We start from the raw sequence: 13,883 nt of genomic DNA, 5'->3' as shown, positions 1-13,883 counted from the left end.
AACCATCATGGAAACGAACATTTGAGAATCAACCAATGCCCGGAAACTCGTCAAATTTATTAGTGAACAATAAAATATCCAAGTAACCTGTAACAACAGACAAGACGTGAACAATTATTATCTGCTCGTGAACAGCAGGTAATTGCTATTGCTAACCAATTTCCATTTTATCTAAACCAAGGATCATGCACAAGAAGCTGCTATTTTTAGCGCTACTGGGATTGCTGTGTTATACCGTCAGCGCCCAGGGGCAAAAAATTTCAGGAACAGTCAAAGATGACAAAGGTGTTGCTCTGCCTGGCGTATCCATTCGCGAAGCAGGAACTACAAACGGCACCGCCTCCACCCCCGACGGAAAATTCGTACTCACACTGAAAAGCGCTGCTGCAAAGCTGTTGGTGTCTTTCATGGGATATGAACAACAATCCATCACCGTTGGTACAAAAACAGATTTTCAAATCACATTGAAGCCGGATGCCAAAGCATTGAAAGATGTAGTAGTAATCGGTTACCAGGAAGTAAAGCGTACCAAAAGTACGGCCGCTGTTACTTCTATCATGGGTAAGGATATTGAGAACCTCCCCGCAGCCAGCGTGGACGTATTGCTGCAAGGTAAACTCTCTGGTGTGAACGTACAGAACTTTACCGGTCAGCCAGGTGTGAAAACCTCCCTGATGGTACGTGGTAATACCCGGCTGATGTCCGGCTCCAACTTCGATGGAGACGAGGCTTTCAGTAACCCGCTGTATGTGATCGATGGTATTCCTATCTCCGATGATGAGGTGAAATCATTCAACAGCACCGGAACCAACTTCCTCGCCAGCCTGAACCCTAACGATATCGAGTCTATCGACATCCTTAAAGATGCTTCTGCTGCCGCGATTTACGGTTCCAGAGGTGCGAATGGGGTAATTATCATTAAAACCAAAAGAGGTACTACCGGTAAAGCTAAATTCAGCGTGAATGCCTACTATGGCTTGGTTCCTAAACCACAACAGGTAAGCACTGTTATCGGCGCCGAAGAACGCAGACGTAAAATGGCCATGCTTAAAAACTATGGCACCTACGAGCAGCTGGGATCTCAGGTACCTATTATTCTGACAGACAGTCTGAATCCTGCCTTCAACAACAATAACAACTGGCAGGATCTCTTCTATCAAAATGGTCAGGTACAGAACTATGATATCGGGGTAAGCGGCGCAAACGAATCCGTAAACTACCGCGTGAGCATGGGTATGTACGACGAAAAAGGAGTTATCATCAACACCGGTTACAAGCGTTACTCTATCAACTCTAACCTCGGATTCCAAATCAGCAAAAAACTGGAATTGCAATCCAATCTTCGCCTGTCAAAAGGATTAAGACAAGTAGGTAAAGGTAGCGGACTGGATGCTAACAACCAGCTGAGAGATGTGTTCAAGATGAGCCCTATCGATATGCCTACCTCATTGATCTACCTCACACCGGAAGACAGAGATGCTATTGTAAATCCGTATAGCCGTAGCCGTAACGATAACGTAAACAATGATGTGAACGTTAACCTGCAGTTAGTATACCACATCATGGATAACCTGCACTGGACTACCAGAGGAGCGGTTACTTACTCCAACGCGAAATATGACTACGCTGCACCTGCTGCATTGTCTGTTTCTAAAACCGGAGAGGCAATGTCTTCCTTTACACAGTATACCAAATACCTGGTGACCAACCATCTGACATGGAACAAAACCATCAACCGCATTCACAACATCAACCTGTTTGCCGGACAAGAGTTCGAAAGACGTCAGAGTGAAGCGCTGATGGCATATGGCCGCGGTATTCCAAATGATAATATTCAGGTAGTAGGCGGAAATTCCAAACTGAATGGTGGCGGTACTTCCGACTATATCACCTACGCGAAGCTGTCGTACATGGCAAGCGCGCATTATGATTTCCGCGATAAATACATGTTCGACGCATTCTGGAGAGCAGATGCTTCCTCCCGCTTTGGTGCGGCCAACAAATGGGGTTACTTCCCTTCTGTATCCCTCGGTTGGTTAGTACATGAAGAAGCCTTTATCCGCGACCACTTCCCGATCATCAATTTCCTCAAACTGAGAGCCAGCTATGGTATCAACGGAGATGAAAGCAGTATCGGCGATATGAGCAGATACAACGCTTACAAAATCGGTGATCAGAACTATAACGGTAGTAAAGACGTAAACACCTATAACGGTAACATCGTTATTACGCCTGACTTCAGGAAAATTACACGTAATGATGTGACCTGGGAACAATCCAAACAATTTGACCTGGGTACAGAAGTGGAAATTCTGCAAGGCCGCTTCAGACTGGAAGCTGACTGGTATATCAGAAATACCACAGGACAGTTACTGAACGTTTGGGTACCAGAAACCTCCGGCTATGTGGAATCACTGACCAATGCTGCAGGCGTAAGAAACTCCGGTATTGAAATCAACCTGACTACCCGCAACCTTACCCCAAACCATAAACTGCAGTGGACAACTAACTTCAACCTGTCGTTCAACAAAAACATGGTAACGAAACTGCCTGATGGCAACCGTGACATGTATATTAACAGCGATTACGGTCAAACAGTATATGTAGTGGGTAAACCTGTTAACATGTACCAGATGTACATTACAGACGGGGTTATCAACAGCAAAAGCGATCTGTTAGTAAATCCGTACACAGGTGAAGTAGGAAAAACTAAATGGGGTACGCTGATGCTGGGTTATCCAAAATGGCGCGATATCAACGGCGATTACATGATCTCCGATGTGGTAGGCGCTAACGATATTACCTTCTATGGCGATCCGAATCCTAAGTTCACCGGTGGTCTGACCAATACGCTCACCTGGAAAAACTTTACCCTTCAATTCCTGACCACTTTCACTTTTGGCAGAACGATCGTAAACCAGACATTAGCTCAAAAGCTCTCCAATGGACTGTTCTATGGCAATCCTAGCGATTTCGCTAATGCTTCTCTGTCTGATGTGGAAAAATACAACTACTGGAAGCACGAAGGAGACCATGCCACTTTCCCGGCACTGAATCCATTCATGGGCCTGTATGCTTGGCGCGCAGGTCAGTCACTGTTCGTAGAGCCAGGATGGTATATCCGTATTAAGAACGTGAATCTCGGTTACAACTTCGACAGAAAAACTTTCCGCTTTATCGACAACATGAAACTCAGCAGTCTTCGTGTATACGGTATGATGGATAACGTGGCGATGTTCCAGAAATTCTCCGGAATTGATGCAGAGCGCGTAAATGCACAAGGATATGATTTCGGTGATGGCTATCCGCTGCCTACCAAATTCACCCTGGGTGCACGTGTGGAATTCTAGTTTTGACCTGTAAAAGCAATGCAATGAAAAGAATCAAGTTAAGTTTATATAGTCTTTTACTCGTGGGTGCGCTGACTTCCATGAGTTCCTGTAAAAAGTACCTCGATAATGAACTCAAAAACGGTACTTACGACAACGTATACTGGAATTCACAACAGGATATCGAAGCAGCCGTAAACGGCGGTTATGCGCTTTATCGTACTGCGCTGCAAAATAAAAATGCCTTCTTCATATGGGGGGATTTACCAGCAGGTATGTACGCTACGGAAAGTTCCTATCTGAAGAATGTACCAGAATCCGGTGATTTTAAAACATCGTATTACGAGGATGCATGCCACGACTGGACCAACTGGTATCGCATTATCAACCAATGCAACATGATTATTGATAAGACCGCGCAATTGCCGGCATCAAAATTCAAGGGGGCAGGTATCTTAAGTCCAGAAGATGTTAAGAACAGTTATATCGGAGAAGCTTATTTTCTCCGCGCGCTGGCTTATTTCAGCATGGTACGCGTATGGGGAGATGTTCCTGTACAAAACAGTCCGATTTACAAAGCAGAGGATATCAAGATAAAAGCCAGAAGTCCACAGGATTCCGTGTTAAATTTGGTAATGGGAGACGCGCAGTCTGCAAGCGCGCTGCTGCACTTCAGCACCCAGGATGGATCCAGAGCTGATAAAGGCGCTGCGCTTTCCCTGTTGTCCCATGTTTCCGCATGGCGTCATAAATATGATCAGACGGCTACTTATGCTGATTCTGTTATCAATCAGGGAGGATATCAACTGGAGCCTGCCGCTACGCTCGGTCGTTTGTTCAAGACGGGTGGCCTTTCCAGTGAAACCATCTTTGCCCTGAGCAACAACGATGCGAACGGTGAAAGTAATCCACAAAGCAGTGGTTTCTCCATACCAATGGCACAGGCCACTGGTATCACGTTCACAGACCCTAACCAGGTACCATTATACTGGGGAGCAGCCGCAACTTTGTCTACCTACTATAAAACAGACGAGAATCCAGATCCAAACAAGGATGCCAGGTATAAGACTTACTTCAAACTGAAATCGGGCGATAAATACACCTTCCTGAAATATTCAGATGTAGTCAATAAAAGTACAGCAGGTAGTCCTTTGTACAAGGATCAATCCCCTGTCATCATCTTCCGTCTGGCGGATATAATACTGCTCAAAGCGGAAGCTCAGGCTAATCTGGGTCAGGATGGCGCAGCTATGACAACTGCAAACATCGTGAGAGCAAGAGCAGGCGTAGATCCATTCGTGGGCTACAGTGGTCAGATTCTTAAACGCGCAATATTGGCAGAACGTATCCGCGAGCTCACCGGTGAAGGGCAAAACTACTTCGACATGCTTCGTACCGGGTTCTATCCTAACTGGTTATCCTCTCAGGACCGTCAGCAGAAACAAGGGTGGTTGTGGCCTATCGCCAAAAACATTTTCAACAACAACCCGCTGATTGTTCAAAATGAATGGTGGAAAGGAAAATACTAGTCAATAACTCTTTACAACAAGCTAATAAGATGATGAAACATATTTTTTTGAAAGCAGCTGCTGTGTTGATGATGATGTATGGTCTCTCCAGCTGTAAAAAAGGTCAGATAATCGATGGTGGCGTGTCTAATCCACGTGTCAACATGACGACCTATGATTATCTGAAAAGCAACTCCTGGCATCTGTTTGATACCACTTTAATATTGATCGATAAAGCAGGCATGAAAGATATCATCAATGGCGATGTTACCTTCTTTGCGCCTACCAATTACTCTATCAATAAGTATATCGCCACCAGGAGAGACGCTGCCCGCAAGGTATCCGAAAAACTGGATTATACCCTGGATTCACTGTTAAAGGAGTTCACTCCGCAAATGCTGCGTGATTCTATGAGCAGATATTGCTTCAAAGGAAAAGTTACCCGCGATCAGATGACTGAAGTCGGTAAATCTTTTGAAAGCCTGACTCCTGGCGCTCCGCTGAATCTGTATCTCACTAAATACACCTTTACAAAAGATGGCTTAATGACAACTATTGCCTACCTCGTATCTGCCCGCCGGGTAATCGGCGATCCGGATGTTTGGGTGGATGGCAAACTCGAAGATCCAAATGACGATGATGATGCAGACATCGCATCTGTTTGTCAGACTTCCGGGGTACTCACTACCAATGGGGTCGTTCATGTAATGGCCAATAGTCATATCTGGAACTTCTACACCAACTAGTATCTAACCATCTTAAATCAGTACAATGAAATTCAAACATATCATACTCGCCTGCCTGCCACTGATAGCTGGATTTACTGCCTGTCAGAAAGTAGAAACAGGATACCTGAGCGACTATCCTCGTTATGCAGACAATCCGCTTACGATTACACAAGGAGTGTTTAAAATGTCGGCCGGTATTATCCCGGACAACTCTACGCCTCCATTGAATGTAACGTTGCTGGATGTACGCGATAAAGCAACCGGTAAGCACGTAGACGCATTCTTCCAGGAATACGACACCTATGTGTGGACCAAACCATATGATCCTACAACAGATACGACCTTCGATCTGATCAACGCCAAACGTTCCAAAACAAAGAAGAAGCCACTGGAAATTCTCGCTGCCAGCGGACAGCTGATCTTCTCTGATGTAACGGCGAACATCACTCCCGGTACGTATACGATCGATTTACAGATTTCAAATCCTCGCGGCACCAAACAGTATAAAAATATCTGTGATATCGTTATTACTGCGCCGAAAGAATATGAGTACGTGAATGCGCCATATGCACTGGCAGCCAAAACCACTGCGGAAGAAGCGATTCGTTTCTCCTATGATGCAGACTGGATTGATCAGCTGATCGGCCGTTCTACTACTGCATGGCTGAAGATTAAAAAGGTAGCGAGTGAACCTAACCAGATTATCTTCGTTGTGAAAGATAAATATGGTAATATTTTCCCGCCACAGGCATTGCAGAAACGTCCTAGCGGAAGTACTTACCTGAAAACTATGGAAACATTCGCTGTGAAGACGTTCACCAACGATACCGCTACTATTCATCAGTTTGCAACAGTACCATTCCCACATACTTACTGGGATGGACAGTCTAACGGAACGAATTGCTACTATCGTATCTACAATCAGTATATTCAGTCGATTGATACTGCCAATACGAAAAACTGGTTCCCTCCTAACACCATTTCTTATGGCGAATGGAACAAACAACCAGTGAATCTGAATGTCAGAATGAATACCAAAATATACACGCCGGGCACTTATGTATACGAGCTGACCTTGCAGTGTACGATGAAAAAGTAATTCCATTTCACCGAAGGCTGGCTAAATTTAGCCAGCCTTCTTTTCAATCATACGATTATGATCCGTCATCTGAAACGTCATTTCGGCATGCTAGCCCTGGGTTTCCCACTCTTTGCTTCCGCATCCGCATATAACGGGAATGATACCACGAAAACATTTATCATCCCCGCCAATAAATCATATGTAGAACCATATAGGGAAGATAATCCGGTTCGGTACAACCAGGACAGGCCTTCCGCTGAAATTCGCAACTGGACAGAGTCTGGCACAAATATCAGCTGGTATCTGTATGCCAAACCTGCTGTTTACAAAGTATATCTCCAGGGCAAACTGCCTGCAGGAGATAAATCAGACCTTCTATTGAACATTACCCGTACAGATGGCTCCTTCCGCCCACAACAAGCCAAATTACACTTTGAAAGCGACAGCAATCAGGTCTATGCTGCCACATTGAACATCAGCGATGCCGGTTATTATCGTTTTGAGCTCCAGCCAAAACGCAAGACAGGCAAGGAATTTCTCCAGGTATCCCAGTTAAAGTTTGTCGCTGTTTCCGGCGACAGCGCAGAAGTACACCAGACGAAATACCTTTCGTCTCCTTCAGTACATCTCCGCTTTGGTCCGGAAGACCAGGTTAAACGCGAATACGACTGGTTATACGGCGAGATCACCGTTCCGGAAGGATATGATCCCATGTACACCTATTACATGAGCCTGGGCTTTTATAGAGGCTATTTCGGTATACAGGCCAACAGAAGTACTGAAAGAAGAGTTTTATTCAGCGTATGGGATAGTTCCAACGAGGGTGTAGACCGGAATAAAGTGGGTCAGACAGACAGAGTAACCCTGCTGGAGAAAGGCAAGGATGTTACCGGCGGCGGCTTTGGCAATGAAGGCACCGGCGGCCAGACCTACCGTAAGTACATGTGGAAAACCGGCGACAAAGTACAGTTCATCATGAACATGCGTAAACTGCCGGATAACTATGTGGTATATTCCGCCTGGTTTAAGGATAATGAAAAAGACGGCTGGCAATATATGGCCAGTTGGAAAGCGCCGCGTGAAACACGCTACTTTGACGGATACTATTCCTTCCTGGAAAACTTCGGTCCTGGTAATGGTCAGCAAACCCGCAAAGCCTTATATGGCAATGCCTGGGGAAAGATAGCCGGTGGCGACTGGGTTTCGTTTAACCGTGCCCGTATGACCTATACGGATGGCGCACCAGGTCAGCGTTGCGATTATGCCGGAGGCCAGGATGCTAAACAGAAGGATCTTTTCTATATGAGCTCCGGTGGATACAGCGCCACCCAATACAACCAGTTCACTACGGTCCCTAAAGGAAATAAAATTCCTGTAACGGATCTGAAACAACTGGAAGCGCAGGTAGATCATGCGATTAATAACGCGAAGTAATCAAAAAAAAGTGAGGGCAATGCCCTCACTTTTTTTTGTTGTCCCTGCCCTTCGGGCAGAGACAATATGGTGAATAGTTCTGTAACTAAAAAGAATAGTTATACCCCAAGGTCCCAGTAACATCTTTAGCCGCTGGTTTAGCAGGCGCCCACCTTGTTTGTTGCATAGCCGTAAACTGTAACCTGTGACGCACCAGGAAAGTATATCCACTATTCAAACGTACGTTCATCACCTGTCCCTGCGCTCCTTCCCCACTGTTACTACTGTTATACGACAAAGACATTCCCGCATTCATTTTCTTCTTGAAAAATTTAGTATTGGCGCCCAACGTAGGCCCTAATGTCATGAAATCATTTCTGCCAATTGTATTATATGACAGATTGAAAGCCGCCGTGATACTGGTTTGTATAGGCACTAACATCAGACTGTAAGCAGAACTCAGGTTATAGAATTGAGAACCATTTCCTTTCCGCAGTACATCATTCTGAATATCTGCCGCATCCTGGAAGCTGAGGTTCAAATTGATATTATGACTACGGCGTTTTGTATTGGCGCCAATCATATAGTTTAGATTTAGATTCGCATTCTGGGATATCTGTTTGAAATTAAGCGTGTCAAAGTTTTGAATCGGCGATACCTGATTGATATAGTCGAATTGCGGTTTTATATGCATAAAACTTTGAAAATTGGAGTAATTCAGGCTGGTATTCAGTCGTTCGTTAGGGGCATAAGTCATTGTCATAGATCCCACCATTCTGCTGGTACTGCCTGATTTGGTATGATCCAGGTCATCCCGTTGATAGCCCACATTCGCAGAGAAATTGGCTTTTCCCCGAAGGAAGGGTTGCGATAAATTAATGGTAATATTTTCCAGGTCATTATTGAAGAAATAAGCGCCCATTGTCTGATAGCCGGGATCTATTCTTTCATAGCCGATGCCGAGCGTACTTCCTTTCACGGAATAGTTCATCTGTGCCTTCACCGCTTTGAAAAAAACAGTTCTAACAGATTGATGATACAGGTAACTCATTAGGTTCATGCCTCCATCTATTTTCGAACCCATATTAGGATCGCGGGAATCCAGTTGCACACCGCTATTCGTATAGTCGAAACTCAGTTCAAGGTTTTTAATGGGGCGTACAGCGCCTATTAAACCTATCACCAGATTGGTTTCCGGATAAATATGCAGGGAGTCCAGGTTATGTGGCAGACTAAACAAATGATCTTCTCCTTTAAATACAATTCCGGTCAGACTATAAGTTTCCTTATTCAATCCCATTTTCACGCCCCAGGCAGTACGCTTGTAGTTGGGTGTTTGGTTGGGCATCAGGCTATCATATTCTACTTCCCTGCGCAAGCGCCCGTACATAGCGGAGATGGTCCATTCCTTGCTAGTAGCCACGTCTACCCCAACGCCAGTAAACTGATGTCCAGAAAGCGTATACGGCGACCAGGACATCGCCACATCGCCAATATGCGCCGTTATCCCTTTGTAGGTAGGATGCAGGCTCAATCGGTTGGGCAATGTGGGATAGGAGTATCCCGCTCCTGCATTGGTAAGATTGAAAGAAAAGGGCAGATTTACCTGTCCCAGAATATTCAGGTTCAGGCTACCGTTCAGATACCATGCAAAGGGACTGCGTGCATTACCGCTACTGAAGATAGTGTTGGCAGACACGCCTCCGTTTACCTTCAGTGGTTTTCCCTTGCCAAACATATTATGAAGGTTGGCCAGGTCAATTTGTTGTGCTGACGCCCAGGCGGGTAAAAGCGCCAGAGATGCCAGGTATAAAATTCGTTTCATAGGTAGGTGAAGGTTAACTATTCATCTTTGAACTTTTCCACTTTAATATCTGTCAGGATATAGGATAGCTGACCATTGGATACGAACTGTCGGATTTTAATCAATCCTCTTCTGCCATCAGCAGTTTCGAACGGCACGATGCGCGGTACGAGGGTTTGATCAAAGGCGGTAGACTCGTTTACACCAGCTGGCAGCCGTAATTGTCGCAGCCACTGACTATTCGTTAGATTATCAAAGTCAGCATTGCTTACAGTTACGCCACAGCCGCAGTTTTCCTGTGAATTAAAGTAACGGGTATAGGTAGCTCCCGGGATTGTTTTAAAAGGATATCCTTTTGCACTGGAGTCCGGGGAAATGAATTTATTTACGGTGAAAGTCTGGCTAAGACCAAAGAATCCCAGGTCGATCTCTTTTCCTACTGTGGCAATATCATCTGTTTGGGTATACATGGTTCTATGCAGGATGCTGTAGAACTGGCCATAGTCTTTATTCGCAGCAATACCGAATTTCACGTCTCTGAGTGTTCTCAGCCCTGAATTAGGTTTAACGACGATTTCTTTTGTTTCTTCTTTCGTTTCTTTTCCGTTTGCAACCTTCAGGGTAATATGGTAGGTACCAGGATCGGGGAAGAAGAGGGAATTGGAAGACGCGGTATCAGACTGCAACTGTCCGCCATCTGAGCGCCATTGCTGGGTGATATAATAACCAGCTTTACTTTGCAATTGCAGTGTTAATGGAGCTTCGCCATCATCATCTTTAAATGCGGCCTGCATATCGAAACCGTTTACCAGTGCTGGTAAGACAGTAATTTTTTTGGTCAGTACAAACTGTTGGCCCCCATTGCTTACGGAGAGGGTAACGGCATGTTCTCCCGGGGTTGTAAAGGTAACATTAGGCGGTTGGGCGCCGGAGAATGTGGCGGGGTTGCCGCCTTCGAATGTCCAGTTATAGGTAGAAGCGCCGATGGTATTATTTTTAATGGCTACTTCCACAGGAGAATAATGATTGATGAGGATAGTGGTATCGAATAAAATATTCACCGAGGAATCCAGTTGTATTTCTATTGTTTTGGTTTGTCGTTCATCTTCATTCCAGGCTTCCAGGGTGATTTTATGTTTTCCGGCGGTGCGGAATACAATGGTACCGGGGTTTTGATAAGAGGAGACTTCTGGTTCTCCGCCTTCGAATGTCCATTTGAAGCTGGTAGCGCCGGTAGTACGATTCATGATGTCAGCGTAAGCGGGTACGGTTACGTGTTCATCTTTCAGTTTATAGGTAAAGTCGATACTAACGGGCACGCCTACTTCTTTATAGCAGGAGCTGAACAACAAAAGGGTACAGACGATACAGGATAATAAACGGGTCATAGGGATATAGGGTATTAACTGCTGCGGCGATGGTTGTCACCGCAGCAGGAAAGATTTATTGCAGTTCGAATACACGTAACTGTTTGGCAGTACCAACAGTGAGGTATACATTGATTTTTGGTTTAGCGCCTGATTTATCCATGGAGAAGCTGAGAGAGGAAACCGCGCTGCTGGTTGGTGTCACGTCGATTGTAGGTTCTCCTTTCTTGCCATTGAAGCGAATAAATGTTCCGGTGAGCGTACCATCGGTACTGCAGGCAGCAGGTTTATCGGTCATTACATAATCCTTGGTGAATGTCAGGGTATGTTGTTTATCGCATTCAGATAAACCACTCCAGGTGCTCACATAGGTTGAACCATTAAACATCAGTTGGTCTACCATTTTGTAGGAAGGGCGTTTTCCGGGAGTACCGATGAGGTTTCTGGTCCATTCCTGAGGATCGATCAATGGGCCTTCAGAAATGGCCATATAAATAGCGCCGGCCAGCGATTCAAACCTGAAGGAATCCACACCCCAAGTGTTATACTTGTTGTTTTCCTTATTGATGTCCATGTATAACCAGACTTTCCCAGTTCCATAGTTTGGTAATTTAATCATACCATCTGCATCGGTAACACCAGAAAAGAGCGCCTTGGTGGTATCATCATTTTTCCAGGCTTCATATGTAGGGTATACGTGCAGCCAGGCATTTTTAACGCCAAATACCATGGTATGATCGGGTTTACCGTCATTCTTACTACAAGCCATCAGGGAGGTAATCACAGTCAGTGCTAATAGGATTTTTCTCATAGGATGTTAAATTTTAAATATTTGCAGGTAGTTGGCTACCTGTGGGTTTATAATGTTTTCATCAGGATATTCGCTACAGTAAATTTCAGAACAATTTAGAATTTTAACCGACAAAATTTGTAATCGATTCTGATAAAGTCTGATCCAGTGGATCAATTCTATTGTCGTCTGTCAACACATAAATCAGTGGGTCATCTTCTGGTGCATCGCAATCAAAGAACCAGTAGTTATACCCCTGCCATTGTGCAAAGAAGAAGTAACCTGGTTTTAATTCCTGTGATACCGGATGTAAAGAGCCATCGGGAAGTTTTAATAATTGCAATGCTCCTTCTCCATTTCTCCGTACAGCAGGGTAAGTCATGCAGTACCCATGAAACAGTCCCCCGTCTTTTTTTCCCAGGAGTGCCAGGAATTGCCGATACACTAACGGGAACTTTACGTCATATTCTTGTTCCAATGCTATGATCTCAGATTCGGAAAGGCCTTCTGTTTCAGACATCCTCCTTTGATACATCTGCAATGAGCGAAAAGGTGTATTATTAAAATCAGGTTTCATTTTTGTTATACTCCCATTCCGGCATCATAGAGTCCTTCCGAGTACATTACCTGTGTAAAGGTCATGTTGGTAGGCGCAATCCGTGGTCTATCGGTGAATAAGTATACTATTGGGTCATCTTGTTTTTCTTCGCAATCAAAGAACCAAAAATTATATCCCTGCCATTGGGCAAAGAAATAGTAAGATGGCTTTATAATGGGTCGTTCTGCATCCGGAATACTGTCAGTAAAATATAAAGCATGAATGGCATCGGTTCTATTTTCCAGTACTTCTGGATAAGTCGCATAGTGAGCTGGGAAAACATATCCGGAACTCTTGCCAAAAATAGATAAAAACTCCTTGTAAACCTTAGGGAGAGTGTACCCTATTTTCTTTTCAAGTTCCAGGATTTCTGCTGCCGAGATACCAGAAAAGGTACCAAGGCAGTCAGCATATTTGGCCAGTTTATGAAAAGAGGTTCCAGTCAAATCCGTCATAAATCAAATATTACCTATATGTCCATCTTATTCCATTATTAAAATGATGATGTCTCGTCAAGGGCTTCTTTTGAAAAAACGAACTCACTAAAAATCATATACACTTCTTAAGGAAATCAGTTACTTCAATGCCTTCTTTTTGAATTAGAGTTAAGTTCATATTTTTATTCAGAAATCATTGCTATTGCAGTAATGAAATTAGCTTAATACTCCTTGCACCTTTGAAATATTACGGTCAGAATTTCCTTTAGTTCATCATAATCCTTTCTGGTATTACTCTTTGTAGAATACCATTAGGCATCTTTCAATCCTCGTTAAAATCATGTATCGTATTACAACTTATTGATTCATTTTTGCGGCGGCAGCCATAAATTTAGCTTTATAGACCCCATACTTGTTCAAAATAACACTCAATATTTCTTTTAATTCCTCATAATTCTTAAACATGGGAATTGGCAGTGGAATATGTTCACCCAAAAACTCCATGGCAATTCTAGTCCATGCCCCCGAATAATTCACTTTCTTACCCTCAAATAAAGTATACCACCCAATTTCCACACAACCACCTTTCAAAGTAGTTTGAAAGGTAAACTCGATATCACCATACTTTTCCTTTATGGAAAAGAAATTTTCTGTTTTTGTGTATTTAGCAGTATAGCCCATTTCCTTCAGCATTGATTTCACCACCTCTACATCAATTGGAGCCTTCCAGTAATCAGCCTGCAAACCGTATTTATTACCTAACTCCTTACGAAAGTTTAAGAAATCTAATTCTTCCAATACCGACTTTTGAATATCTGCGTAGTTCAT

Annotated in this window: 11 protein-coding genes; 5 read left to right on the top strand and 6 right to left on the bottom strand. The window is 44.0% G+C overall.

All coding sequences use genetic code 11. From position 1 onward, the window contains the following. Nucleotides 1-185 precede the first annotated feature (185 nt). Genes CLV59_RS01875 through CLV59_RS01855 form a run of 5 tightly spaced genes read left to right on the top strand, consistent with a single transcriptional unit; the run spans nucleotide 186 to nucleotide 8,080 of the window. Nucleotides 186-3,350 carry a SusC/RagA family TonB-linked outer membrane protein gene (locus CLV59_RS01875; protein ID WP_111590299.1) on the top strand — a complete coding sequence of 1,055 codons (3,165 nt, stop codon included), beginning with the start codon at nucleotides 186-188 and terminating at the stop codon, nucleotides 3,348-3,350. A gap of 23 nt (nucleotides 3,351-3,373) precedes the next feature. Beyond that, nucleotides 3,374-4,858: a RagB/SusD family nutrient uptake outer membrane protein gene (locus tag CLV59_RS01870; protein WP_111590298.1), complete on the top strand. Its 1,485-nt coding sequence runs from the start codon at nucleotides 3,374-3,376 to the stop codon at nucleotides 4,856-4,858. A gap of 29 nt (nucleotides 4,859-4,887) precedes the next feature. Continuing rightward, nucleotides 4,888-5,583: a fasciclin domain-containing protein gene (locus CLV59_RS01865; RefSeq protein ID WP_170137622.1), complete on the top strand. Its 696-nt coding sequence runs from the start codon at nucleotides 4,888-4,890 to the stop codon at nucleotides 5,581-5,583. A gap of 25 nt (nucleotides 5,584-5,608) precedes the next feature. Next, nucleotides 5,609-6,664, top strand: a complete 1,056-nt coding sequence (locus CLV59_RS01860) for a DUF5007 domain-containing protein (protein WP_111590296.1) — start codon at nucleotides 5,609-5,611, stop codon at nucleotides 6,662-6,664. A gap of 57 nt (nucleotides 6,665-6,721) precedes the next feature. Beyond that, nucleotides 6,722-8,080, top strand: coding sequence for a DUF3472 domain-containing protein (locus CLV59_RS01855; RefSeq protein WP_111590295.1), 1,359 nt, complete (start codon nucleotides 6,722-6,724; stop codon nucleotides 8,078-8,080). Nucleotides 8,081-8,165: 85 nt separating this feature from the next. On the opposite strand, the gene CLV59_RS01850 is transcribed toward CLV59_RS01855, so the two are convergent. From CLV59_RS01850 to CLV59_RS01825, 6 genes are all read right to left on the bottom strand, one after another. Continuing rightward, nucleotides 8,166-9,884, bottom strand: a complete 1,719-nt coding sequence (locus CLV59_RS01850) for a hypothetical protein (RefSeq protein ID WP_111590294.1) — start codon at nucleotides 9,882-9,884, stop codon at nucleotides 8,166-8,168. A 17-nt stretch (nucleotides 9,885-9,901) separates the two neighbouring features. Next, nucleotides 9,902-11,251, bottom strand: a complete 1,350-nt coding sequence (locus CLV59_RS01845; RefSeq protein ID WP_111590293.1) for a PKD domain-containing protein — start codon at nucleotides 11,249-11,251, stop codon at nucleotides 9,902-9,904. Between the two features lie 55 nt (nucleotides 11,252-11,306). Next, a complete protein-coding gene (locus tag CLV59_RS01840) occupies nucleotides 11,307-12,041 on the bottom strand; it encodes a hypothetical protein (protein ID WP_111590292.1) in 735 nt (244 codons plus the stop codon). 103 nt (nucleotides 12,042-12,144) lie between these two features. Then, on the bottom strand, nucleotides 12,145-12,540 hold the full coding sequence (locus CLV59_RS01835; protein WP_170137621.1) for an SMI1/KNR4 family protein: 396 nt from the start codon (nucleotides 12,538-12,540) through the stop codon (nucleotides 12,145-12,147). A gap of 62 nt (nucleotides 12,541-12,602) precedes the next feature. Next, the gene (locus CLV59_RS01830) at nucleotides 12,603-13,073 is read right to left on the bottom strand and encodes an SMI1/KNR4 family protein (RefSeq protein ID WP_111590290.1); all 471 of its coding nucleotides are present in this window, start codon (nucleotides 13,071-13,073) and stop codon (nucleotides 12,603-12,605) included. Nucleotides 13,074-13,412: 339 nt separating this feature from the next. Continuing rightward, nucleotides 13,413-13,883, bottom strand: a complete 471-nt coding sequence (locus tag CLV59_RS01825) for a hypothetical protein (RefSeq protein ID WP_111590289.1) — start codon at nucleotides 13,881-13,883, stop codon at nucleotides 13,413-13,415.

Origin of the sequence: Chitinophaga dinghuensis (genome assembly GCF_003259435.1) — a bacterium.
In the GTDB taxonomy this organism is placed as follows: Bacteria; Bacteroidota; Bacteroidia; order Chitinophagales; family Chitinophagaceae; genus Chitinophaga; species Chitinophaga dinghuensis.
The sequence above is the reverse complement of the archived record's forward strand: the minus strand, read 5'-3'. Positions and strand labels throughout refer to the sequence as shown.